The sequence below is a fragment of the Bacteroides gallinaceum genome, assembly GCF_030373775.1.
GTDB lineage: Bacteria > Bacteroidota > Bacteroidia > Bacteroidales > Bacteroidaceae > Phocaeicola > Phocaeicola excrementipullorum.
The window spans coordinates 1-26,238 of record NZ_JAUDEN010000030.1; the positions used below are offsets into that span (position 1 = coordinate 1).

A 26,238-nucleotide genomic window follows, 5' to 3' on the forward strand; every position below is an offset into this window, starting at 1 on the left:
GAACAACAATAAACAAACAGTATGAAAGGAATTGTATTAGCCGGCGGCAGCGGCACACGCCTCTACCCCATTACGAAAGGAGTCAGCAAACAACTGCTCCCCATCTTCGACAAACCGATGATTTACTACCCGGTATCCACACTGATGCTGGCAGGAATCCGGGACATTCTGATCATATCTACCCCCACAGACCTCCCCTCATTCAGACGGCTCCTCGGCGACGGAAGCAATTTCGGCGTACGCTTTGAATATGCAGAACAACCTTCTCCCGACGGACTGGCGCAAGCCTTTCTCATCGGAGAACAGTTCATCGGAAACGATGCGGTCTGCCTCGTGCTGGGCGACAACATCTTCCACGGCAACAGCTTCACCGTCATGCTGAAAGAAGCGGTCAGAACTGCCGAACAGGAAAGCAAGGCCACCGTATTCGGCTACTGGGTGAGCGACCCCGAACGCTACGGCGTGGCAGAGTTCGACAAAAACGGCAACTGCCTGAGCATTGAGGAGAAACCCGAGCACCCCAAGTCAAACTATGCGGTGACCGGACTTTATTTCTACCCGAACAAGGTGGTTGAGGTGGCAAAGGGCATCAAGCCTTCCGCACGCGGCGAACTGGAAATCACCAGCGTCAACCAGCGTTTCCTTGCCGACAAGGAACTGAAGGTGCAGACCCTCGGACGCGGCTTTGCATGGCTCGACACCGGCACGCACGACTCCCTTGCCGAAGCGTCTACCTACATTGAGGTGATCGAAAAGCGGCAGGGACTGAAGGTGGCGTGTCTGGAAGGCATCGCCTACCGCATGGGATGGATCACTGCCGAAAAGCTGCGCGAAGAGGCACAGCCCATGCTCAAGAACCAGTACGGACAGTACCTGCTGAAAGTGATCGACGAGGTAAAGCGCACAGGAGAAGCGAACCTCGGCTAATTGTACTTTTGCAAACCGCAGACTGACACAGATTAGCGCAAAATGAAAAAAGGTTTGATCTGCGTAATCTGCGGTTAAAGACACGGACAACAATGAACATCATAAAAACTGAAATAGACGGCGTGGTAATTATCGAGCCGCGCCTGTTCAAAGACGACCGGGGCTATTTCTTCGAGTCGTATTCCGAAAAAGACTTCAACGCCCAGGTGCGTGAAATCAAGTTTGTACAGGATAACGAAAGCAAGTCCTCCTACGGCGTGCTGCGCGGCCTGCACTTCCAGAAACCTCCTTATGCGCAAAGCAAGCTGGTGCGAGTGATCAAAGGCGCTGTGCTCGATGTGGCGGTAGACATCCGCAAAGGCTCCCCCACCTTCGGCAAGCACGTGGCGGTTGAGCTGACCGAAGACAACCACCGCCAGTTCTTCATCCCCAGAGGCTTCGCCCACGGATTCAGCGTGCTCACCCCCGAAGTCATCTTCCAGTACAAGTGCGACAACTTCTATGCTCCCCAAAGCGAAGGCGCACTGGCATGGGATGATCCGGACCTCGGCATCGACTGGCGCATCCCGTCCGACAAGATTATCCTCTCGGAAAAAGACAAGCACCATCCCCGCCTGAAAGACGCGGAATGGCTCTTCGATTACAACGAACAATTGTATTGATTAGGAGGAGTTAGAGGAGTTAAAGGAGTTAGAGGAGTTAAAGGAGTTAGAGAAGTTAGAGGAGTTAGAGAAGTTAGAGGAGTTAGAGGAGTTAAAGGAGTTAGAGGAGTTAGAGAAGTTAGAGAAGTTAGAGAAGTTAGAGAATAATCTGCGGTAAAAATAACTCCGTGCCCTCTGTGGTAAAAAACAAAACAAAACGACGAACATGAACATCCTAGTAACCGGAGCAAACGGCCAGCTCGGCAACGAAATGCAGCGCGTGGCAAAAACCAGCTCCAACCATTACATATTCACTGACGTAGCCCAGCTCGACATCACCGACCGTGAAGCCGTGCTGAGAGCCGTAAAAGACAACAGCATACAGGTCATCGTGAACTGCGCCGCCTACACCAACGTGGACAAAGCGGAAGACGACCGCGAAACTGCCGACCTGATCAACAATAAAGCGGTTGAGAACCTGGCAATCGCAGCCAGAGAAAACGACGCGACCCTCATCCACATATCCACCGACTATGTGTTCAAGGGCGACCGCTGCACCCCCTGCCGGGAAGACTGGGAAACCGATCCGCTGGGAGTATACGGCATCACCAAGCTTGCCGGAGAAAAAAGCATCGAACGCACCGGATGCCGGCACATCATCATCCGAACCGCCTGGCTCTACTCTCCTTTCGGCAAGAACTTCGTGAAGACCATGCAGAAGCTCACCGCCGAGAAGGACAGCCTGAGAGTGGTGTTCGACCAGGTGGGCACCCCCACATACGCCGGCGATCTGGCAGACGCAATTGCCCGCATCATCGAAACCGGGCAGCTCGGCAAGCAAGGCATCTACCACTTCAGCAACGAAGGCGTCTGCTCGTGGTACGACTTCGCCAGGGAAATCTGCGAGCTGAGCGGCAACACCTGCAACATCCAGCCCTGCCACAGCGACGAGTTCCCCAGCAAGGTGAAACGCCCCCACTTCTCCGTCCTCGACAAGACCAAGATCAAGGACACCTTCGGCATCGAAGTACCCTACTGGAAAGACTCGCTGAAGAAGTGCATCAGGGAGCTGGCGGCCAACAACGGGCAGTGACACCCTACCCTTCAAGGTACCGGAATACGCTGAAGGGACACAAATACAATACGAAAGAATATGGACTGAAAAAGCTGCTGGCAATATCTTAAGATTTGAGGGGGAATAAGAACGCTGCTATACGCTGCGTTCGCTGTGGGGAATTAAAAAGCAAAATAGTTATCTATAGAGAAAACAAAAAAATTCAGTATATTTGCATTCTACTGATTTAAAGGAAAGAATTATGAATACCTTTATGAATCTTTTGACACAAGTCATTACGTTCGGACATCCTGACACCTTCCGCGAGATGGACATAAAGCAAGATGGCATCCGAAGGGTGGCAGCAGGAGATCCCGCTCTACCCATCAGGAATGGCATAAACAACTATAAGATTCCTGAAACTTTTCTGGTAGAAGGAAAAGAAATGAAAGGAAGCGACTTCACGGACTATCTTGTGACAGGCAATTCCATGTATCCTCAAGGCATACAGAACGGTGACTACTTGCTGACAAAAAAAAGTGAAGAAGGCAGGTTTACAGAGAACGATTTCCTGATTATCAAAGTAGACAAAGAGTACTGCAAAAAATACAGACAGAAAAATACGCTATACGACTACAAACTGCGAAAAGCACTTCTGCTTGTAACTCCAGACATGAATGATAAGGATATTATCGACAGACTGAAAGATTCACACTACGAAATAAACCTCGAAGAGAATCAGAAGTACATGAAAAGGAAATATGAAGAGGAACGCAAAGCCTATCCGGATGATAACCTGATGTTTTCCATCACCTATCATGACGGAAGACTCTGCTACTCTTTCCATCCTACCCGCCTGATTATAGGCAGGGCAACTATTCTTGTGCGGATAAAAGACGGAAAAGAATCATATAAATTGCTTTAAAAACGCATGGACTATTCTTTTTTCGGACACTTTCTTTCATACATTCAGATGATGGCAGCGATAGATCTGGCACTTATCTTTATAGACAAAGGTTCATTAGCCGTCAAATTACAAAACAGAATACTGGAGTTTATTCAGGAAAAAGCCCAATCTACATTGAACGAAGCTGGAGCTATGACCCAAAGATGCAGGAAAGACAGATTACTTTCTCGGCTATCTGTCCTCACTGGCCATCTCAATGTCGTGGATGATGGTATCTATGTTTGTCATTGTAATATTATACTACTTCAACGCAGTCATCGAATGTTTTGACATTAATTTTTACCTATTGCTGTTTATCCTGTTGCCAATGACTCCCATATTGACTATGGCATTCAGGATTTGCCACCTGATTTGCATAAGAAAATCAAGAATAAGATATATAAAGAACAAAACAAAGGAATTACGCAATCTGCTGGAATAGAGAACATGAATCACTGATTAAGCCCCTATCACCAAAATCGAACAAATCAATATGAGCAAGGTTTTCATCATAGGCAACGGTTTTGACTTGGATTTAGGCTGGAAAACCCGATATTCTGATTTTGCCAGAAGCAATTACTGGAAACGGGATTATGTTTTTTCCGGACTGAAAGGGCATCTTGAACGCCAAAAAGAAACAGACAAATGGTTCGACCTGGAAAAATCATTGCTCGAATATGCCAAGAAGGAATCCAATAGAAACTATTTAGTGCCTTCTTTAAGTCCTGACGGTGACAAGCAAACGTTTGATAAACTCACAAAATCTTTGGGCGACTATCTGAATGAAGAGCAGCAACGCCCTGTCAATCGTGACTCAGTTGCATCCCAGGTACTCAAGGCTGTCATTTCCAACGGTAAGTTTGATGTGATTTACTCCTTCAATTATACAGACTTGCATCATATAGCAAAAGAAATTGGCATTGCCGAGAAATTTAACTACGAACATGTACACGGGTGCCTGAAAGACAATTCCATTATATTAGGCGTGGAAGATGAAAGTGACCTGATGGACGGCTACTCGTTCCTCTACAAAACGTTTAGCCCCCACTATGAGTCGCACCACATCCAATACGATTTGCTTGATGCAGACGAGGTGGTATTCTTCGGCCATTCGTTGGGGCAGAACGACTACCACTACTTCAGGCAGTTCTTCCGCAACCAATGCGATGAGAACATGCCCCGCGAAAAAGGCAAAAAGATAACGATTTTCACGTACGATGACAGTTCAAGAATCAGCATACTGGAACAGCTTCGCGACATGAACGACCGCAAAACCAGCCTGCTGTTCAGTCTTAATGACTTTCAGGTTATCTGCACAAAAGACGGAAAAAATGAAAGACTTCTGCACTTCTTGAAACATCTACAACAAACCAGTAAGGAAGAAGAATTGAAACAAATCCACAGACTGACACACATGCTTTAACCGGCAATAACAATTCAATGGTTGAAGAAAGATTCTGTGTTGCTTTGACAACATGATTCTACCAAAAGAAATAAACATTGAACAACAATTTACAATACAAACAACAGGCCAAGAAGGTTTGAAATCGACATTATATTAAGGTAAAACAAAAATAAAGATCAATAGGTTTAGTTTTATAGATTGAGATTATGACAAATACTGCTGAAAATAACAAGCGGATAGCGAAGAATACACTTCTATTGTATTTTCGGATGCTATTCATGATGGTGGTAAGCCTTTATACTTCACGAGTAGTGCTAAATACGTTGGGAGTAGAAGATTATGGTATTTATAATGTAGTAGGTGGCGTTGTTGCAATGTTCGGATTCATCAACGGATCAATGTCGTCAGCCACTCAACGTTATATTACATTTGCTCTAGGAAAAGGCAACATGGACAATCTAAAAAAAGTATTCAGTACAGCACTACAAATCCACATTCTCATTGCTGTTATAATCATTCTTCTTGGTGAAACTATAGGGCTTTGGTTCATGTATGAAAAAATGCAAATTCCGGCCGAGCGTATGGATGCCGCTTTTTGGGTACTTCAATGTTCCATCCTAGCTACTGCAATAATGATCATCAGCGTACCATACAATGCTGATATTATCGCTCATGAGAAGATGTCAGCATTCGCTTATATTTCAATACTAGAAGGCATGTTGAAACTTGCAGTCGTATATCTACTGCTCGCATTCAACAGTGACAAGCTGATACTTTATGCTTTTCTTATCTTGGCCGTGCAGTTGCTAATACGTTTCCGCTATAGCAGTTATTGCAACAAGCATTTTGAAGAATCAAAATACCATCATATTTGGGATAAAAGATTATTTAAGGAAATGACGGGATTCGCCGGTTGGAGCATGTTCGGCAACCTTTCTGCCGTACTTTACGGCCAGGGTCTTAATATGCTACTCAATGTTTTTTTCGGCCCAATTGTCAATGCAGCACGTGCTGTAGCCGTACAAGTACAAAATGCTATACAACAGTTTGTTGGCAACTTCCAAATGGCACTTAATCCACAGATAACCAAGACATACGCAAAAGGAGAGATGAAAGAGATGCACAAGCTGATGTTTCGCAGTGCAAGATTTTCTTTTTATCTGCTGTTTTTTCTGTCACTACCTGTGTTATTCGAAACTGATTTCATATTAACGATCTGGCTGAAAACAGTACCGGAAAATAGCATCATATTTCTGCGTATCATGATATGTACGTCACTCATATATACATTAGCTAACCCGATGATTATAGCTAACCAAGCTACAGGGAAGGTGAAAAAGTATCAGATGGTGTGCGGCACAATCTTGCTGATGATACTTCCTATTTCATATGTGTGCCTGAAAATCGGCTGTCCACCCTATTCAGTATTCATTGTCCATTTCTGCATGGAATCAGTAGCCCAACTAGCACGAATGATAATGCTCCGACCTCTGATAGGCATTCGCCTTAGGGACTATTTTATATATGTTTATTCTAAGGTTTTCGTGGTTGCAATTCTTTCTGTAGTATTCCCATTCTTTGTTCATGAGAATTTAGACAATACAATCACACGTTTTTTTGCAGTCTGCATAACCTGCGTTCTGTCTGTCGGTACTGTAATCTACACAGTCGGACTGTCAAAAAATGAACGTATATTTGTTCGAACGAAAGCTGTTTCGATGATAAATAATATTCTCCACAGATGATAAAGATACTTAATAAAAAAGATTGCTGCGGCTGCACTGCCTGCGTGCAGCGTTGCCCGAAGCGTTGCATTTCCATGAAAGAGGATGAGGAGGGTTTCCTTTACCCCGTCGTTGATAAAAACATTTGCATCAACTGCGGACAATGCGAGAAAGTATGTCCATTACTCAACCGTCCGGAAAAAATAGTACCGCAACCGCAGGAAGTCCTTGCCGTGAAGAACCGCAATGAGGAAGAACGGATAGCTAGTTCTTCGGGTGGCGTTTTTATCGCGTTGGCAAAAAAAATCCTAGAAAAAGGTGGTGTGGTGTTCGGTGCGGTATTTGACGAAACTTGGGAGGTAAAGCACATCTATGCTGAAACATTTGAAGACGTGAAGCCGATGATGGGCAGCAAGTATATGCAAAGCCGTATCGAGAACACATACTGTGAAGCAGAACAATTCCTTAAAAAAGGACGTGAGGTATTGTTTATCGGCAGTCCCTGTCAGATTGCCGGATTGCACAACTACCTCCGGAAAGATTATCCAAACCTACTTTCAGTAGACTTCCTTTGCCACGGCGTACCCAGCCCAGGAGTGTGGAGAAGATACCTTAACGAGACCTTCTCCCATCCCACCCATAAGAACAAAACAGTTTTGTCTTCATCTCTAAAGCCCTTGCCTATGTTAACAGGCATAGAGTTTAGAGATAAAAAATTACATGGCTGGAAAAAATACAGTTTTGTTGTCCGTGGAAAGTTCACCTCTAAGGCGGATCAAGATTCAGTTTTATTGTCCAATATACACTATGACAACCCTTTCATGAAAGGATTCTTGACAGATATCTATTTACGCCCTAGTTGCTATCAATGCAAGTGTAAAAATGGCATTAGTCACAGCGATTTAACAATTGGTGATTTTTGGGGGATTAATGTATCAATGCCCAAATTTGACGATGATAAAGGCACCAGTCTGATTCTTATAAATACAATAAAAGGAGAAGATATATTTGCTTCTTTGAATGTGAATTCTCATAGATCTACTTTAAATGCAGCAATGCGGTTTAATGCAGGATTTAAAGAAACAACAGTCATTCCCAAAAACAGGAACAAATTCTTTATAGGCTACAAAAATGGTATTGACCTATATAAATTAATTAAATTGTACACAAAGAAATCCCTCAGTGCAAAAATTCAAGACGAAAAAAGAAAAAGAATTTTATTAATAAAAAGAGTTCTCAAGAAACTATTAGGAATATGAATATCGGAATCTATACACTACCCTTACATACAAATTTTGGAGGTATTCTTCAAGCCTATGCATTGCAGACAACACTCGAACAGTTAGGCCATGAGGCAATAATCATTGATCGTCCTCCATATCCAATACTTGATAAGGATAGAAAAAGTTTTATCTATGCAAAAAGATTTATAAAAAAATATCTATTTAGACAGAATATAGAAATATTCAAAGAAAAAAAATTCTACAAAACGTATCCCATAATAAGTCAAAACACACAAAAATTCATTGATAAATATATTCATAGAATAATAATAAATAACTTAAGAGATCTTAATCCAAACTCTTTTGATGCCATTATAGTAGGAAGTGATCAGATTTGGCGAGCCGTCTATAATTCAAAAATTGAGAACTCTTATCTCTTATTTGCTAAGGATTGGGATATTAAACGCATAGCATATGCTGCATCTTTTGGAACTGACAAATGGGAGTATTCACCTCAACAGACAATATTATGTGCGTCCTTATTACAAAAATTCAATGCGGTATCAGTAAGAGAAACATCTGCCATTAAACTATGCAAGAAATATTTTAATGTGCAAGCTGTTTCTGTTCTTGACCCTACTATGCTTTTAGATAAAAATGATTACATCCAACTTATTAATCATGCGGAAACAAAACCAAGCCAAGGAAACTTATTAAATTACATTTTAGATGAAACGCCAGAAATTAAAGAATTCATAAATAAAATAGCCCAACAAAGAGGACTTACACCATTTCGCATCAACGGAAAAGCGGAAGATAAGAATGCTCCCCTTATAGAACGTATCCAGCCCTCTGTAGAACAATGGCTTAGAGGATTCTATGAAGCTGAGTTAATTATCACAGACTCATTCCACGCATGTGTTTTCTCCATCATATTCAATAAACCATTTATTGTGTATGGCAATAAAGAAAGAGGATTAGCTCGATTTGAATCATTGCTAAACCTATTTTCTTTACAAGAAAATTTAATCACTGACCTAAGTCAAGATCATGCACTGAAGATAAAAGCTGGTTCAATTCTGAGTCAAGAAAAGCTTAAAGAAGAAAAAAAGAGATCTTTAGAATATTTAATCCGTACTCTCAAATAAAAATGAAACTTTTCTTTCTAGTTTTAACATTCGCTGCTTGCTTTAAAATTATTACCAGCAAAGGAGCAAATAGAACTATTTGGCTTCTATACTCATTATTTTTCCTATCAAATGATATATTAATATGGGGACCTTTTAACGCTCATTTTTTATTTATTGCATCGTTTATTCTATCCTTATATTTCAGTAAAGAATTTATTCCAAACTACAAATTTTACCCTTTACGGAATATTTCCATTATAATATTTATCATTTATCTCCTGATTGGACTTTTCGACCAAAGAATACCTCTTATTTCTCGTATTTCACGGCCTGTTACAGAGTTCGTTACAACTTATACGGCCTTTTTTATCGGCTTCTGCTCGATTAAATCAAATAATGAATTACATAAAGTCATACAAGGATTCACTAAAATATTGATTATAGTTAGTATATATGGAATAATCACATATATATTACAAAACAATCCATGGTATGATTTATTAACCTCAACTTTCAATGGAGAAGTCGGCATATGGTCAGGTGTTCAAGAAAGAGGATATAGAGTATGTTCTTTCCTTAGCAATCCTATCGTTTATAGCGGTGTAATGGGAATGTATTCTTTAATAATCCTTCAAATGTGGCATCCGAAAAAGAAAACAATAAAATATATATTAATATCCCTACTAGCACTCAGTACTCTGATAGCAAATTCAAGGACAGGTGTCTTTTCAACATTATTACTGTATGCACTTTTTTATTTTCTCAAAAACAGGTTTTCATACAAAAATTTATTGATAATATTTACAGTCATAATTTTAATGACCATATTATATAATATAAGCTTCATCAAGCCAATACTAGACTCTTCCTTTGATTTATTCACAACAGGAGGGGAAAATATTGAAGGCAGTAATATTGATTTAAAAGAACAGCAATGGATTGTATCATTAGAATATTTTAACGAGGCTCCTTTTTTAGGACATGGCCTAGCTTATTTTATAGAAGTTATTGGTAACAAAAATTCATATCTAAATAATCCCGAATTAGCCGGTATGGAAGGATATCAATACAAACTCTTGATTGAACAAGGATTACTCATGATTATTGCAGTGCTTATATTTTACGTTCGATTATTCATTATATCTTGGAAAAATAGGAACAGTAATATTACCTCATATTTGACAATAGCCTGCATCGCTGCCTTTATTTTTTTCATATGTTCAACAGGCACATACGGAAGCACTTTTTTATATTTTGGAATATATATAGGATTACTATTAAGATGTACTTATGACAAAAAAATTTTCAATTCTCATTCCAGCTTACAACGCACAAAAATACATAGACAAATGTCTTACTAGCATTATCAGTCAAACATTCAAAAATTTTGAAGTCATAATAATAGATGATGGAAGCCATGATAAGACATTTGAAGTCTGTCAAGAATATGCCAATAAAGACAATAGATTCAAAATATACCATCAGGAGAACTCAGGTGTCATAGTAACGCGCAATAAACTTTTATCTTTGGCAAATGGCGAATGGATTGTCTTTATAGATGCAGATGACTATGTTGACAGTACATATTTAGCTAACTTTCATGAAGGAATAATAAAACACCCTCAAACAGACGTAGTCGTTTGCGATTATATTCGCGTTGAAAAACATAATAGAACACAAACAATACGGAAGCCGTTTAAGAACAAAGAAGATTATTTAAAAAAGCTATTAGGCTGGAGAACTATAAACACTGTTTTATGGGCAAAGGCAATAAAAAACAAATTAATTATTGACCGAAAAATTAAATTCGAGAATAACATTCATTTAGGGGAAGATTTATGCTTTATTTCAAGACTATTTTACTATGCAAACGATATTACCTATATACCTTATGCTAAATACTATTGGAACAGAGCAAACGCTAATAGTTTGTCTTTATCAACGGCACTATTAAATAATTACATACCCCTATATAAAACAATCAAAGATTTTTATAAAAATCAGAGCGATTATAAACTTTATGCCGCGACAATAGACAATACTATCGTAAGAGTCATACAAGAATTATTTTTGGCAAAAATAGGAGATCTAGACACTAGTACTTTTTCTATTGATGAATCACTACTGACCATTATAAATAAAATCAGATTAAATTGTATCAAAAGGAACTGCTATTGGCTTATAATATTATCAGAAAAAATAGAACGTAATTTAAAGAAAATCCACAATAAATTATTTATCAGATGAAAACGAAGCTACTTCTTATTATGCCTTCATTATATGCAGGCGGTGCTGAAAAAAGCTTTATATCGATGTTACCACTTTTACCTAGAGATAAATTCGATATAAACGTAATGATAGTTCATGAAGGTGGATTATTTTACTCTCGGCTACCTCAAGATATCAAAGTCATAGAAGCTCCCAAAAATCTAAAAATTGCATTGGGCAGCATACATGGCGATTTTATAAAAAAAAAATGTAACATATGGGACAAAGTATGCAAAATAGCATCTAACATCATAATAAGATTCAGAACACTATTCAATTTAGATTTTTCACAGTTAACATGGATGCTATGGAAAAACTCCATACCCCGATTAGAAACGCATTATGATGTCGCAATATCTTACACAAACGGTATTACCAATTACTATGTCATAGATAAAATCAATGCAACAAAAAAAATACTATGGGTGCACACAGACTTTAACAAAGTCAAAGCAAACCATAAATTTGAATATACTTACTTTTCTAAAGCAGACAAAGTTGTCACTATTTCTTTATTATGTGTAAAATCACTAAAAGACAACTTCCCAAATTTAAAGAATAAATTCATTTGCCTTGAAAATATATCATCCGGAAACATAATACAAACAATGGCCAATGAATACTATCCAAAAGAATATAATAAAGAAGACGATAAAACAATTAAAATACTTTCAATAGGACGATTATCCATAGAAAAAGGATTTGACTTGGCAATTGAAGCATCCAACATACTCTATCAAAAACAGTTTAATTTTAAATGGTTTATAATAGGGGTAGGCAGTTTAGAACTAGATTTACAAAATAGAATTATAGAATACAAATTGCAAGATACCGTTTATTTGCTAGGTCAAAGAAGCAATCCGTATCCATATATCCAACACTGTGATATTTTCATACAGACCTCACGCTTTGAAGGAAAATCTATTGTTGTAGATGAAGCTAAAATATTAAACAAACCAATTATAGCAACAAACTATCCATCCGTTTCCGATAATATAAAAAACAATATAACCGGAATTATATGTGATCTATCACCCACTAATATCGCAGAAACAATCATTAATTTATCAAAAGATAAATCCAAACAAAAAGATTTAATCACCAATCTTAACAAAATGTGCAATGGCAATGAAGAAGAAATAGAGAAATACATTGAGTTATTCCATATTAATCAATAAAGTTTTTGACACAATGAAATATTTTTGGCTAATTGCATACTACGGTTTTGCCTATCATCTTCCTTCTACTTATTCACTAAGCAAATTAGGACTACTCAGCGGCCGTATCCGCAGGTTTATATTTAAGCGCATCGCTAAAAAATGTGGTCATCATGTCAATATTGAAAGACACGCTTTTTTTGGAAAAGGTTTTGACATAGAATTGGGCAACTACAGTGATTTAGGTATTGACTGTCATGTCCCTAATGATATAAAGATAGGCGACTATGTTATGATGGGACCTAAGTGTTATATTCTGCCAAATGATACACATGATATATCAAGACTTGACATCCCAATGCAACAACAAGGCAGAATAACGAAGCCTGGTCGTACCATTATAGGAAATGATGTCTGGATAGGACGACAGGTATTGTTCACAGGAGGGAAAAAAGTTGGAAACCATGCTGTTATTGCTGCAGGAAGTGTCGTTTGTAAAGATGTTGAAGACTATGCCATTGTAGGCGGAAATCCTATTAGAGTTATTAGATATAGAAATAAATAATTACAATATGAAAAAACTTCTATTTTGTACATCAAATTTTAAGACTGGTGTCGGAGGTATATCATCATATGCTTTTGATTTTATCAATGCTTTTAAGGCAGAGTTCAACATTACAATTATCGCAAGCGGTAACATTGAAAATAATACATACAAAGTATACCAGTGCAATTATTTGGATTTCTCAATAGCCAATGCTAATAGATTATTAGATATAATCAACAAGGAGCAACCCGACATTATCATAAATAGCGCTTTTGCTCTTCTTTCATTAGTTACTCCATATATCAATAATACAATAAAAATTATAACTGTCAGCCATTTTGTCAATGGTAGATATGCTTGGTTTGCTGGATTAAATGGCAATTATGTAGATTCTATCATTTCACTATCATCATATGGAAAAGAATACATACAAAAAAAGTTTAGCATCAAAGACGAACAAAAAATAAAAGTCGTTTTTAACTTCATGCCAGAAACTCCTCCCAACTACAAAGAGAAAGAAAAAAAACAGACTCTAAAAATCGTTTATCCTGGAGGATGCTCATATGCCAAAAGCGCAGAAGTTGTTTGCAAAAGTTTAAAACTACTACTAAAAACCACACTGGATTTCGAATTTTACTGGATTGGGAACACAAAAATAGCAGGTGGAAATAATAAGTTTATACAAATAAAAGACATTAAAGACTGCCTACCTAAAGATAAACGCATTAAACAAATTGGCAGAGTTGAAAGATCTGTATCAAAAAAAATTCTTTCTGAAGCTAACATTTTTTTACTTCCGTCACGTGGAGAAGGTTTCCCAATTTCGCTCATCGAAGCAATGAGATTCGGCTGCATTCCCATTATATCAAATGCTAAACACGGTAGTCTTGATGCTATAACAAATGGCATCAATGGATTAATTGTACGACAAAGCGATGCCGATTCCATCGTTAATCAGATAAGCAATATTATAAAAAAACACAGCGACTATTATTCCATTTATGAAAACAGCTATTACTATTATAAAAATAATTTAACTGAAAGTATTTGGAAAAATAAGTTAAGTCAAATTATTCAATTACCTTTAAACCACTCCCCACGAATTAGCATTTTTAACAAATATCGGTATAAGAAAGACAAACTATATATCCAATATTTAATGAATAAATATTGGATATATGATCGATGCATACAATTATATCATTTCTTATATTTCAGATATCTCAAATATTTCATTTAAGCAATAAGCATTTACAACAATAATTTAAATCACAGTATTAAATGAAAATCTGCGTATACTCATCATATGCTTGGATAAAGATAGCCAACAATTATGGTTCAATTTTACAATATTTCGCCCTACAAACCTATTTGGAAAAACAAGGGCATAATGTATTCTGGTTACGATTCAATCCTCCGAACAAAAAAACATTCAAATATATAATTGCAAATTTTCTTTTGAAACGCAAAGATAGGAATCGTGACTATCAGCACCAGAATCTTCAAGGCTTTCAAGAGTTTGAAAACAATTACCTTCATGAAACCCCTCTAGAATACCATTCTTACTCACAATTGAAAAAAAATCCCCCAAAAGCAGATATTTATATAACAGGCAGTGATCAAGTTTGGGCTGGATTATCACCTGAAAGATATTTAAAATTTGCGCCAAAAGACTCTATAAAAATATCATACGCTGCAAGTTTTGGAAGCCCTAAAACAGGTATTTTAAATAAAATTCTATTCACATGGAGATTAAAAAATATCAATTCCATTTCTGTCCGTGAAAGAATAGGAATTGAATATTGTAAGAATTTTAAGAGAAATGATGCTGTTTGGGTTTGTGACCCATCTTTATTATTAGAAAAATCTGAATATGAAACTTTTTTAGAAAATGAGCCAGCAATAGATTCTCCATATATTTTTACATATTGGGTCAATCCAATACAGAATCTAAACTATATATATTGGAAAGAAATAACCAATTATGCCAAAAATAATAATTTAGGAACAATCACTACGGCAATTCAAGGAGCTGAATTTGCATTTGATTCCAATAAACTAAAATCACCGAATCCACTAGAATGGCTCAAACTGATACATGACGCAAAATATGTTATCACATCATCATTTCATGGCGTAGCATTCAGCATTGTCATGAAAACTCCATTTTTAGTAATACCACAAACAGGGAATAGTGCTGCTGAGAACCTACGCTTCTACGATCTTTTGAATAGCCTAGGACTTACCAACCGAATTTTTAACAAACATGAAACACTGAAAGAACAATTAGAAAGTCCAATAGATTGGAACAAAGTAACAGTTAATATAAACACTCTAAGAAACGTTTCATTTGATTTTCTAAAAAAAGCCATAGAAGAATAAATTCCATAAAAAAATCTTCAACAATGAAAAAACTTTTGATATTTCATCCTTATCTAGCCACATATAGAATAGATTTATACAATAGATTCACTAAGGATTTTGAGGTAAAAGTTATTCTGACAGGACATCCAAAGGAAATTTCGGGTTTAGGTTTCAATCTTGAAAAAGTAAATACACAAGCAAAGTTTAATTATAAATACTACAATCAAGGAATTTATATAGGCAGACATTTGCTATCTTCCATTTATTTAAAAACAATAAAAGAGTTCCAGCCAGATATTGTACTGGCTCATGAATATGGCATTAACACTCTGGCCGCAATTGCAGGTAAAAGTTTATACAATTATAAACTATTTCTGACTTGTGATGACAGTCTCCAAATGGCTGAGGGATATTCCCGAAAAAGAAAACTACTGAGAAACTTCATAGTGAAACATGTAGATGGGTTTCTAGTTGTAAGCACTAAAACACAAGAATTTCTAAACCACCTCTATTCAAACAGTCATTGTAAGTTTATTTATTTCCCCATTATCCAAGATGACAAATATCTTGAACAAAAAATCAATTCATGTAAAGAAAAAGCCCAAGAATACAATCATAATTATTCATTAGAGGACAAAAAGATTTTACTATATGTAGGAAGATTTGACCCCGTTAAAAATTTACCACTTTTACTTAAAGCCTATGCACATACAAAAGCAAACAACAATAGGTTAGTATTAGTAGGTGATGGTGAGATGAAGTTTGAGGTCAATAAATTAATTCAGGAACTTAAACTAAATAATAATGTTATTCAGACAGGAGCATTATATGGAAATGATTTGTATGCATGGTATTATTTAGCCGACTTTTCTATTTTAGCCAGCTACCAAGAAGCTTTTGGAGCCGTTGTAAATGAAGCTTTAGCAGGAGGTTGTTTTGCTATCGTATCTGATCATGCCGGCGCCCATACTCTCATCCAAAACAACATTAATGGATTTACTTTTAAAAGCGGAGATGAAAAAGATCTAATAGAAAAATTAGCCCTTACCTTTAAACGACAGAAAAAAAATACTATATCCAGTATAATGCCCAAACCGTTTGAAGAATTTTACCAAGAACTTCTTAACGCTTTTAATACCCAGAAATTATGATATTTATACATTACCTAAAAAAACTTCGGGACTTATTCTATAAATATATAGTCTGGAGAAAATATAAAATAGGGAAAAATTTCCATTGTGCCAGAGGCGTATTCATTTGGGGAAGAGATAAAATTATCATTGGAGATAATTTCTATATAGGAAAATATTCCTCTATCGAAACGAATTGTGTTATAGGAGATAATGTGATAATAGCTAACCATGTTGGAATAGTGGGCAAATATGATCACAACTATCAACAAATTGGAGTGCCTATAAGACTAGCGAGCCAAATAAGAGATAAAAATTATGCTTGGAAAGGGTTACATGAAACGACCTATATAGGCAATGATGTGTGGATTGGTTATGGAGCGATAGTTATGAGTGGTGTTAAAATAGCAGATGGTTGCATTATAGCAGCAGGCAGTGTCGTAACTCATGATACTGACTCCTACTCAATTTACGCTGGTATACCTGCAAAAAAAATTAAAGCAAGATTCAATAATCAAGAAGAAACCCAGCTACATATAGAATCTTTACATAAAAAACAACTAAAGTAAAAAGTTAGTACAATACGCGCTCTTCACCGACAAAATGAACCACCTCTTCCCTCTCAACCTGCTCATCATGCTGGTTATCATCATCGCAGCCGCCTACGTGCTGCGATGCATGGCACGGATTTTTGCGCAGACGTTTAAAGCGGAGGATTACAACTGGAGAGAGGTGTTCAAGCCCTACTGACCAAAGCAGAGACACAGCCTGCAAGGACTGCATCGGCACGACTTATTTGAGTAGCCTGCCTTACCACAAAGGTCACAGAGCTGCACAGAGGGAATAAAAGCGTGCCTCTGTGGTGAACAAATACATAATATATCAGCCAAACACAAAACGCCGGAAAAAGCAGAAATCTCATTCTTTGTTAATATTTTTTAATCAAATAAGGAAAAAGCGGAAAGAAGCTAGAGCATTCCGTCTTTTTTATTAATTTTGTAAACCCATCAATTTATAAGAACTCATGCTTAACATTTCTGTCAATCAAAAGGAAAAGCCCACGTATGTGAACATTGTCCCCGTAAGCGCACTTATCAACAAAACGAGAGGGGTATCGTTCACGACAAACAGATACAGACGTGTTGTGCGTGCAAGGGTCCCACTTGTAGGAGAAGTGTTTTTGGCTCCTCATGAAAGGACGGTCATTCTGCCAGAAGATACGGCTGACTACATCAGAAGAAACAATATAAAGAAACAAGACGTACTGAAATCATGCGCCAAGGCGGTGAGAAGAAGCATGGTGACCACTGTAAGAAGCAAAGAATAAGGAGAGGCAATGCTGCCTTATAATCTATATTCCTATGGCCCAAAGCTACTATGAACAGTTCAAGGATCTGGTGAAATGCTCGCCTCTTGAGAACAGGTTCTATGAGAAACTGATCCGGAACAACTTTAACAGAAGACGCAGATATGTCGTCTTCAAGAACCTAACGGAAGAACTTTTAAACACGATATCCGTAATAAAAATAACGTTAGAAGGTGAAATCATAAACACATCCATTGCGGTGGATGAGCAAGAGGGAAAGATTACGTGGGTAAGGAACGAATTGAACGAAGAAAAAACGGATTCCTACTTTTTTGACTACTATAACATAAGAAGGTTTTTCCATGATGTAGCAGACGCGTACGCCAAAAGCTTTATGCTAGACAATGAGAATCTGGAAAAATACATAGAAGCCTGCTGCAATCTTATTTTCAACTATAACGACAATATAAAGGAGGAGAACCTGGGAAAATACAGCAGCGCATACATCAAATATCTTTACAGAAATCCGGACGAGGGAGTCGTACAAACCGACTATCTGGATTTTCTTGCATTGCTTTTTAACAACCTCTGCCAATCGCTGCTCAAAGGAGAATATCTGACCTACGACATCCCCAAAAGTTCAGAATGCGGAAATTACAACCAAGTTGACCAGAAATACAACAAAATCCGCAAATATAATATTGAGAACAAACAGTATGAAGCTGGAGATTCAAACAACCTGACATTCGACCAGTTCCTGACCGACACTACCGATTTTATAACAAAAAAAACAAATGTAAACCTGATCAACAGTATCATACTGCCACTCATAGACCGCAGCACGGATACCGGAGAGAAAGACGAGCATCCTTTCAACATGTACCTCAACATAGACAGAATGCTGTATGACTATCAGGTATTCAATGAAAAAGTAAAGTCTTACTCTGAAGCAAAAAGGCACCAGCATCATTTTGAAGAAGACGACAAGTATCCGATAGACTATGAGAAGGAATACATTTCATGCAGCCGGACGCTGCTTGCCGCACCGATGGCTTTTGCAAACATCATGGAATATCTGTTCAGACTGCTGCTGGAAATGTGCCTGATCGACCATAACTATATCGCTTCGGACAAGAACTTCAAACTGCTGATGAAACTGCATTCGCTGCTGTCGCCCGCTCCGGATTCTTCCGCAGAGAACACGGCATACAGATTTCCCGATCTGCTGGAATCCATAAAAAGAAATGCACCCTACATCAACCAGGACCACGTGGCCAACCTCAAGGAAACTATCCGTCTGCTCAAAATCAAAACGGATATTCTGCTGCTGAAAATGTGGGAGAAAACCTACAAGAACGAGCACATGACCTATACTGCAAGATACGGGAATGACGCAGAAACAGAAACATCGTACAAGAGCGAATACCCGTGCTTCGACATAGAAAAAGAGATCAGGAGGCAATTTGAGGCAAACTACATAGATGACAGATTCAATGACCTCCTGAACAAAACAATCTGCACCCAAGAGGACAAACTCGCATTCAATCAATACGAAACGATTTTCACAAGGCTGATATGCGAATCGCAGACAGATTACAGGGCACTGTTTGCTGATCTGGAACGCATCATTGAGCAGCCTGCATACGAAATATCGGGCAAGAAGTATTATAATGTCTATAACTACAACAATGTCATCTACCTGAATTTCATCTATCACTTCGGAAAGTACGGAAGGTACATCAAGAAACTGAAGACTGATATCAAAGGCAAAAGAAACGATGAGTATCTGGAGGATGTAGACCATTTCATCAAACAGAATGACGGGAAAGACATGCTGTCGTGCGCCTTCATCATCAAACACATAAAATGGCTGCTCGACGTATTAGAAAGTTCTTTCATCAACAAGGCTAAATTTGAAGACGGCAATTATGACACCGGATTCAAATATCTCAGGCTGGCTGAAATACTGCTCAAGCACTTTGAAAAGCTGATAGCCAGCATTGAGGCAGACACCTACTGCATGAACTACAGTTCATTCTTTCAGGACTGCTTTTTCTGCAACGAACTGGAAAAGACAAAAGGAATAGAAAAATGCAAACTGAAACGCAGCAAGCTAAAAAAGATTACATTCAGCCCGGAGGACAAGAACAGCAAGAACATCATTTTCATATCCTCGACATGGCAGCCCCCCGTAGATCTGGTCAACCTGAAAAGAAGATACAGCGCTTTCTCATCACGCATCCAGCTGCTTACAACTGACTTCTATCATAAGTACTACCAGCATTTCATCACGCTCCAGGAAACGAATCTGAAGAATATAAAGAAGGAAACGGAAACAAATCTGGATGAGAAGGTGAAAAGCCTGACTCAAGAAATGAAAGTGCAGCTGACCGACAACAAAAGGGAAACGGTTCAGATTCTCGGAATCTTCGCGGCTTTTCTGGCAATAGCCACCATAAGCATGGAAAAAATCGGGGACATTGCCTCATCAGACACGATAAGCCTTATTTTCGGCATCTGCACGTGTTTCGGATATTTCATCATTCTATTGCAGCTGATTACGCGGAACACGAACAAAATAGTTACCACCATTATCATCGCCATATTAACCGGTCTGCTGCTTTACTGCACATTTTTCATAAGAAACGGAGAACAATATTCCAAGGAAAGCCGGCCGGAGCAACCGGAAAGAACTCACATTTCCATCCACAACAACATGCAATAAAATGCTGACGATCCTAAACAACTATAACATTCATGCTCAAACATCTGAAAGACAAAGCGTTCAAAGAAACTGCCAATCCTACCCCGACATCCACTCAAACGGAAGAAGGCAATATAGACGAATTTATAAGATATTATTCGGGGCATTTATATTGAAAACTCCATACATTTAATTACTTTTGCCCTACACAACAATATCCAAAGAAATGAACAGCCACTTCAAAGAAATAACAATTACAAATTTCAGAGGGTTTGACTCGCTCACCATCAAGAAGCTCCAAAGAATCAATATTTTTGTAGGGGCAAATAATGTGGGAAAAACATCAATACTGGAAGCCGCATTCATGTTGAGCGGCATGTCGAATCCTTTTATATCCAATCGCATAAATTATCTCAGAACGGCATTGCTTAACAATAACATAGACAGTTCCAGGTATCTGTTTCATAATGTGGACTTCAGCAACAAACCTCTCTTAAAAGGATTCATGACAGACGGGAAAACAAGAAAAATAACATTTGCTCCCGTAACTTCACACAATGAAACGGACATGTCATCAAGCAATTCAGCGAACCAGGCCATAATCAGCCAACTGAATTTTGAATTCGGTCAAGAGGAAAATGGAAAAGGTTTTACATATCATTCAAAAATAGTTGTCGCAAACGACGGAAATACCCGGCAGGAAACGGACAATGGATATAGAGAGCTTTTAAATGCGCTGTTCATTCCTGTCGACAAAAACGACGCTAATGCCACGGCCAATTTTTCCACATTGGTAAAACACAACCGAAAGCATTTTGTAACCAATGCTCTGCATGATTTTGACCCTTCAATCGAATCAATAGAGGCATTGCCTGATGGATTATACTTGAAAATCAAGAACGTGAAAGAGCTGCTGCCGATAAGTATGGGAGGAGATGGAGTAAGACGGATGATAAACATCATATCAACTATTGCCTGCGAAGACTATGATATCGTATTCATTGACGAAATAGACAATGGAATGCATTACAGCGCCCACAAATTGATGTGGAGAACTATATTGAAGTTCATTTTGACGCACGACATACAACTGTTCGTTACAACACATAATCTGGATTGCCTGATGGGGCTCAAAAATGCCATGCAGGAAGAAGATAGTTTGCGGAAACTGACACATGTATACAACGTCGCGAAAACAAGGAATAAAGGATTTCAGGTCTATAGTTATGGCTATAATGAACTGAAAGAAGCCATTGAGAACGAAATTGAAATCAGAAAATGAAAGATACATACCGGATTTTCGTAGATCATAAACATCTACCACAAAGGAGCACAGAGGAAACAACTAAAAGCTCTGTGTGACTCTGTGGTGATAGATAATACTGAATTATGCTCAAACATCTGAAAGACATACTTCCCCGGCTCACTTCGCACGGGGTAGGCGAAAAGCGGGTGCTGCTGTCGGCCGGCGAAACGGAAACGGCTGTAACGCAGATTGCAGTGACAACACTGCACGCGGGGGAAACGGCAAACGGACACAGCCATGCGACAATGGAGGAGTATTTTTTCTTCCTGCACGGGGAAGCGGCACTGACAATCGACGGGGAACGGACAGCCTGTCACGAGGGGGATTTCGTGCAGATCAGAAAAGGCACGTTCCATACGCTGGAGGCTGTATCGGAAGTGGAAGTAATGACTATAGGAATCGCAACGGAAATGTAATCTAACATCATAAAACATGGACATCAAACTGAATGAGTTACGACTTATCGAATCGAAAAGAGAGCTGGAGGCTATCCCGGAAGGGAAGAAGCTGATAAACACGATCAACGCGCATTCGTATAACACAGCTCTGAAGGACAAACTTTTCGCGGAAGCGCTGCAACGGGGAGATGCACTGATTCCGGACGGGGCAAGCATCGTGATGGCATGCAGGTGGCTGAAAGCGAAAAGCCAGCCGAAAGAACGCATCGCCGGATGGGACTTGTTTGTCATGGAGATGGAGCGGCTGAACAGGAAGGGGGGAAAATGTTTCTTCATGGGCAGCAGCGAAAAGGTGCTGGGACTGATAAAGGAACGGACAAAAGCGGTGTATCCGAACATTACGGTGGAAACCTATTCCCCACCCTACAAGCCGGAATTCAGCGAGGAGGACAACCGCGCCATCATCGAGGCCATAAACAGGGCGGATCCGGACCTGCTGTGGATAGGCATGACGGCACCGAAGCAGGAGAAATGGACCTACACGCACTGGGACGAGCTGAAAATCCGCTGCCATACGGGAACCATCGGAGCCGTGTTCGACTTCTTTGCCGGCACGGTGGAAAGGGCGCCGGAATGGTGGCAGAAACACAGCCTGGAATGGCTGTACCGGCTGCTGAAAGAGCCGAAACGGATGTGGAAACGATACATCATCGGAAACACGCTGTTTCTGTGGAATGTGGGGAAGCTGATGATGAAAAGGCTATAAACGGCCTAAAAAAACATTGATTATATACATTGATTGGGCTAAAATCAATATATTTGCACAAAATTTGGATTTCAAGTTTTTTACATAACTAATTTACACATGAGAAAAGTTGCATTGATCACCGGAATCACCGGACAGGACGGTTCGTTCCTGGCTGAATTTTTGTTGGGGAAAGGATATGAAGTGCACGGTACAATCCGCCGTTCTTCGGTAGACTATCGTGAACGCATCGCTCATCTGGAAGGCACTCCGCATTTTCATCTGCACTATGCGGACCTGGGGGATTCGATGAGCATCATTCAGGTAGTAAATAAAGTGAAACCGACGGAAATCTACAACCTGGCAGCGCAAAGCCACGTGCAGGTGAGCTTCGACTCGCCGGAATTTACAGCCGATGTAGACGCTACGGGCGTGCTGCGTGTGCTGGAGGCTGTGCGCCAGTGCGGACTGACAGATTCATGCCGCATCTACCAGGCCTCCACATCGGAGCTTTACGGCAAGGTGGAAGAAGTTCCGCAGAACGAAAACACACCGTTCCATCCGTACAGCCCGTATGCTGTGGCTAAACTGTACGGCTACTGGATTGTGAAAGAATACCGCGAAGCGTACAACATGTTCTGCTGCTCGGGTATCCTGTTCAACCACGAGTCGGAACGCCGCGGAGAAACCTTCGTGACAAGAAAGATCACGCTGGCAGCCGCACGCATCGCGCAGGGAAAGCAGGACAAGCTTTATCTGGGCAACCTCTCGTCGCTGCGTGACTGGGGATACGCAAAGGATTACGTGGAATGCATGTGGCTGATTCTGCAGCATGACACTCCGGAAGATTTCGTAATCGCTACGGGCGTGCAGCATTCGGTACGCGAGTTCTGCTACCTGGCATTCAAACATGCAGGCATCGAACTGGAGTTCAAGGGCGAAGGACTGGAAGAAAAGGGATACGACAAGGCTACGGGCAAGGTGCTTGTGGAAGTGTCGGAAGACTTCTACCGCCCGACAGACGTGGTGAACCTCTGGGGTGACCCGACCAAGGCGAAAGCCGAACTGGGATGGGATCCGGGAAAGACAAGCTTTGAAGAACTGGTGAAGATCATGGTGGACGCCGACATGGCAAAAGTGGCCATAGAACGTGCAAGCGAGAAAGTGCGCACCAACCTGGCCGAATACCTGGAGAAGGGAATCGTGAAGTAAGTTTTTTTAAAGGAGTTAGAGGAGTTAGAGAAGTTAGAGAAGTTAGAGAAGTTAGAGAAGTTAAAGGAGTTGGAGAAGGTAAAGAAGCTAACCAAAACCTCGTCAACTTGTCAACTCACAAACTCAAAAACTTAAAAACTTAAATCAATGGATAAATCTACAAAAATATTTGTGGCAGGACACCACGGACTGGTGGGATCTGCCATCTGGAACAACCTGCAGCAACGGGGATATACGAATCTGGTAGGACGGTCGCACAAGGAACTGGACCTGCTGGACCCGGTTGCCGTGAAGAAATTTTTTGATGAAGAACAGCCGGAAGCGGTGGTGCTGGCCGCAGCGCATGTGGGAGGCATCATGGCAAACCTGCAATACCGGGCAGACTTCATCTATCAGAACCTGCAGATCCAGCAGAACGTGATAGGAGAAAGCTTCCGCCACGGAGTGAAGAAGCTGCTCTTTCTGGGAAGCACGTGCATCTATCCGCGCGAGGCTCCGCAGCCGATGAAGGAGGAAGTGCTGCTCACTTCGCCGCTGGAATATACGAACGAGCCGTACGCAATCGCAAAAATAGCGGGACTGAAGATGTGCGAAAGCTTCAACCTGCAGTACGGCACAAACTACATCGCCGTAATGCCGACAAACCTGTACGGGCCGAACGACAATTTCCATCTGGAAAACAGCCATGTGCTGCCGGCAATGATACGCAAGATCCACCTGGCCAAATGCCTGAACGAAGGCGACTGGGAGGCTGTGCGCAAGGACATCAACCTGCGTCCGGTGGAAGGCGTAAACGGAAGCAACTCGGAACAGGAAATTCTGGACAAGCTGGCCAAATACGGAATCACGCCGGAAGCCGTGACCCTGTGGGGAACCGGAAAGCCGCTGCGCGAGTTCCTGTGGAGCGAAGAAATGGCTGACGCAAGCGTACATGTGCTGCTGAACGTGGACTTCAAGGATACCTACAAGGAAGGCGACAAGGAAATCCGCAACTGCCACATCAACGTGGGCACGGGCAAGGAGCTGTCGATCAAGGAAGTGGCAGAGAAGATCATGAAGGAAATCAACTTCAAGGGCGAACTGCGCTGGGACGCTTCGAAACCGGACGGAACCATGCGGAAGCTGACCGACGTGACGAAGCTGCACAACCTGGGCTGGCACCACAAGATTGAAATCGACGAAGGTATCCACCGCCTGTACGAATGGTACCTGAAGGGGATTTGCATCAACCACCAGACCGCGTGACGGCAGGCCGCTGCGTGAAGCGAACAAACGGAGAGGCGGTGCCAAAAAAAGAATGACCTTGCTTTTTGACGGCCATCCGCTGCTTTGACACCCTCTCTTCATCTGCTAACATATCCGAAAGAATGAAAGGTAAATTTATTGTCATAGAAGGACTGGACGGATGCGGAAAGTCCACACAGGTGCGTCTGCTTCAGCAAAAGCTGGAGGCGGACGGAACGGCGCACCGCTTCATCCACTTTCCGATGCTCAACCAGGGCGTATACGGAAATCTGACGGCTGAATTTCTCAGAGGGGAGTTCGGCTCGCTGGAAGAGGTGCACCCCAAACTGGTGGCGCTGCTTTTCGCCAACGACCGCCTGGAGCATATAGGCATCATCCGGGAATGGCTGGACAAAGGATACTGCGTGCTGGCCGACCGGTATGTATATTCGAATGTGGCTTTCCAGTGCGCCAAACTGAAGGCGGAAGAGAAGAAAAGGGAACTGAAGGACTGGATTCTGGCATATGAATTCGGACACAACGCCCTGCCCCGCCCCGACCGCACACTTTTTCTTGACATGCCTTTCAGCTTTATCGAACGCTCGCTGACATCGGAACGTGAGGGGAGTGACCGGGACTATCTGAACGGCCGGAAGGACATACACGAAAGTTCGCTGGCTTTTCAAAGAAATGTACTGGAGATGTACCGCAAGCTGCTGGCTGAAGAAAAGGACTTCAGCGCAGTGAGCTGTACGGATGAGGAAGGCAACCTGTCTTCCATTGATGAAATACAACTCCGAATCCGCGAGATTCTGAACCTGTAATTT

The 26,238-nt window shown here is 40.5% G+C and carries 25 protein-coding genes; all 25 read left to right on the plus strand.

Features of this window, described 5'->3' with window-relative positions; genetic code table 11:
• Positions 1 to 21: 21 nt before the first annotated feature.
• Complete coding sequence (rfbA, locus tag QUW60_RS12970; protein ID WP_289560973.1) at positions 22 to 927, plus strand: glucose-1-phosphate thymidylyltransferase RfbA; 906 nt, start codon at positions 22 to 24, stop codon at positions 925 to 927.
• A gap of 92 nt (positions 928 to 1,019) precedes the next feature.
• Positions 1,020 to 1,589 carry a dTDP-4-dehydrorhamnose 3,5-epimerase gene (gene rfbC / locus QUW60_RS12975; RefSeq protein WP_289560975.1) on the plus strand — a complete coding sequence of 190 codons (570 nt, stop codon included), beginning with the start codon at positions 1,020 to 1,022 and terminating at the stop codon, positions 1,587 to 1,589.
• Positions 1,590 to 1,794: 205 nt separating this feature from the next.
• Positions 1,795 to 2,661 (plus strand): dTDP-4-dehydrorhamnose reductase, encoded by an 867-nt coding sequence (rfbD, locus tag QUW60_RS12980; protein WP_289560976.1) that lies wholly within the window; start codon positions 1,795 to 1,797, stop codon positions 2,659 to 2,661.
• Between the two features lie 223 nt (positions 2,662 to 2,884).
• Positions 2,885 to 3,547, plus strand: coding sequence for a S24 family peptidase (locus tag QUW60_RS12985; protein WP_289560978.1), 663 nt, complete (start codon positions 2,885 to 2,887; stop codon positions 3,545 to 3,547).
• Positions 3,548 to 4,061: 514 nt separating this feature from the next.
• Positions 4,062 to 4,991: an AbiH family protein gene (locus tag QUW60_RS12990; protein ID WP_289560980.1), complete on the plus strand. Its 930-nt coding sequence runs from the start codon at positions 4,062 to 4,064 to the stop codon at positions 4,989 to 4,991.
• A gap of 188 nt (positions 4,992 to 5,179) precedes the next feature.
• Complete coding sequence (locus tag QUW60_RS12995) at positions 5,180 to 6,718, plus strand: MATE family efflux transporter (RefSeq protein ID WP_289560982.1); 1,539 nt, start codon at positions 5,180 to 5,182, stop codon at positions 6,716 to 6,718.
• Positions 6,715 to 7,956 carry a Coenzyme F420 hydrogenase/dehydrogenase, beta subunit C-terminal domain gene (locus tag QUW60_RS13000; protein ID WP_289560984.1) on the plus strand — a complete coding sequence of 414 codons (1,242 nt, stop codon included), beginning with the start codon at positions 6,715 to 6,717 and terminating at the stop codon, positions 7,954 to 7,956. The genes QUW60_RS12995 and QUW60_RS13000 overlap by 4 nt, the downstream gene beginning before the upstream one ends.
• Positions 7,953 to 9,068: a polysaccharide pyruvyl transferase family protein gene (locus tag QUW60_RS13005; protein ID WP_289560986.1), complete on the plus strand. Its 1,116-nt coding sequence runs from the start codon at positions 7,953 to 7,955 to the stop codon at positions 9,066 to 9,068. The genes QUW60_RS13000 and QUW60_RS13005 overlap by 4 nt, the downstream gene beginning before the upstream one ends.
• A 2-nt stretch (positions 9,069 to 9,070) precedes the next feature.
• Positions 9,071 to 10,411, plus strand: coding sequence for an O-antigen ligase family protein (locus QUW60_RS13010; protein WP_289560988.1), 1,341 nt, complete (start codon positions 9,071 to 9,073; stop codon positions 10,409 to 10,411).
• Positions 10,341 to 11,297: a glycosyltransferase family 2 protein gene (locus QUW60_RS13015; protein ID WP_289560990.1), complete on the plus strand. Its 957-nt coding sequence runs from the start codon at positions 10,341 to 10,343 to the stop codon at positions 11,295 to 11,297. Before QUW60_RS13010 ends, QUW60_RS13015 begins: the two co-directional genes overlap by 71 nt.
• A complete protein-coding gene (locus QUW60_RS13020) occupies positions 11,294 to 12,496 on the plus strand; it encodes a glycosyltransferase (protein WP_289560992.1) in 1,203 nt (400 codons plus the stop codon). The genes QUW60_RS13015 and QUW60_RS13020 overlap by 4 nt, the downstream gene beginning before the upstream one ends.
• A gap of 13 nt (positions 12,497 to 12,509) precedes the next feature.
• Positions 12,510 to 13,040, plus strand: a complete 531-nt coding sequence (locus tag QUW60_RS13025; RefSeq protein ID WP_289560994.1) for an acyltransferase — start codon at positions 12,510 to 12,512, stop codon at positions 13,038 to 13,040.
• Between the two features lie 7 nt (positions 13,041 to 13,047).
• A complete protein-coding gene (locus QUW60_RS13030) occupies positions 13,048 to 14,262 on the plus strand; it encodes a glycosyltransferase family 4 protein (protein ID WP_289560996.1) in 1,215 nt (404 codons plus the stop codon).
• 41 nt (positions 14,263 to 14,303) lie between these two features.
• Entirely contained in the window at positions 14,304 to 15,404 is a 1,101-nt protein-coding gene (locus QUW60_RS13035; RefSeq protein ID WP_289560998.1) for a polysaccharide pyruvyl transferase family protein, read from the plus strand.
• A 23-nt stretch (positions 15,405 to 15,427) separates the two neighbouring features.
• Positions 15,428 to 16,537: a glycosyltransferase family 4 protein gene (locus QUW60_RS13040; RefSeq protein WP_289560999.1), complete on the plus strand. Its 1,110-nt coding sequence runs from the start codon at positions 15,428 to 15,430 to the stop codon at positions 16,535 to 16,537.
• Positions 16,534 to 17,085, plus strand: coding sequence for an acyltransferase (locus QUW60_RS13045; RefSeq protein WP_289561001.1), 552 nt, complete (start codon positions 16,534 to 16,536; stop codon positions 17,083 to 17,085). Before QUW60_RS13040 ends, QUW60_RS13045 begins: the two co-directional genes overlap by 4 nt.
• A gap of 34 nt (positions 17,086 to 17,119) precedes the next feature.
• The gene (locus tag QUW60_RS13050; RefSeq protein WP_289561003.1) at positions 17,120 to 17,266 is read left to right on the plus strand and encodes a hypothetical protein; all 147 of its coding nucleotides are present in this window, start codon (positions 17,120 to 17,122) and stop codon (positions 17,264 to 17,266) included.
• A gap of 274 nt (positions 17,267 to 17,540) precedes the next feature.
• Positions 17,541 to 17,843 (plus strand): hypothetical protein, encoded by a 303-nt coding sequence (locus QUW60_RS13055; protein ID WP_289561005.1) that lies wholly within the window; start codon positions 17,541 to 17,543, stop codon positions 17,841 to 17,843.
• A gap of 34 nt (positions 17,844 to 17,877) precedes the next feature.
• Positions 17,878 to 20,547 (plus strand): hypothetical protein, encoded by a 2,670-nt coding sequence (locus tag QUW60_RS13060; RefSeq protein WP_289561007.1) that lies wholly within the window; start codon positions 17,878 to 17,880, stop codon positions 20,545 to 20,547.
• 205 nt (positions 20,548 to 20,752) lie between these two features.
• Positions 20,753 to 21,808 (plus strand): AAA family ATPase, encoded by a 1,056-nt coding sequence (locus QUW60_RS13065; RefSeq protein ID WP_289561009.1) that lies wholly within the window; start codon positions 20,753 to 20,755, stop codon positions 21,806 to 21,808.
• Between the two features lie 107 nt (positions 21,809 to 21,915).
• Positions 21,916 to 22,248 (plus strand): cupin domain-containing protein, encoded by a 333-nt coding sequence (locus QUW60_RS13070; protein WP_258338353.1) that lies wholly within the window; start codon positions 21,916 to 21,918, stop codon positions 22,246 to 22,248.
• Positions 22,249 to 22,264: 16 nt separating this feature from the next.
• Positions 22,265 to 22,996, plus strand: a complete 732-nt coding sequence (locus QUW60_RS13075; protein WP_258338352.1) for a WecB/TagA/CpsF family glycosyltransferase — start codon at positions 22,265 to 22,267, stop codon at positions 22,994 to 22,996.
• Positions 22,997 to 23,095: 99 nt separating this feature from the next.
• Positions 23,096 to 24,187, plus strand: coding sequence for a GDP-mannose 4,6-dehydratase (gene gmd, locus QUW60_RS13080; protein ID WP_258338351.1), 1,092 nt, complete (start codon positions 23,096 to 23,098; stop codon positions 24,185 to 24,187).
• Between the two features lie 147 nt (positions 24,188 to 24,334).
• Complete coding sequence (locus QUW60_RS13085) at positions 24,335 to 25,432, plus strand: GDP-L-fucose synthase family protein (protein ID WP_258338350.1); 1,098 nt, start codon at positions 24,335 to 24,337, stop codon at positions 25,430 to 25,432.
• Positions 25,433 to 25,554: 122 nt separating this feature from the next.
• Positions 25,555 to 26,235, plus strand: a complete 681-nt coding sequence (gene tmk / locus QUW60_RS13090) for a dTMP kinase (protein WP_289561013.1) — start codon at positions 25,555 to 25,557, stop codon at positions 26,233 to 26,235.
• Positions 26,236 to 26,238: the final 3 nt, after the last annotated feature.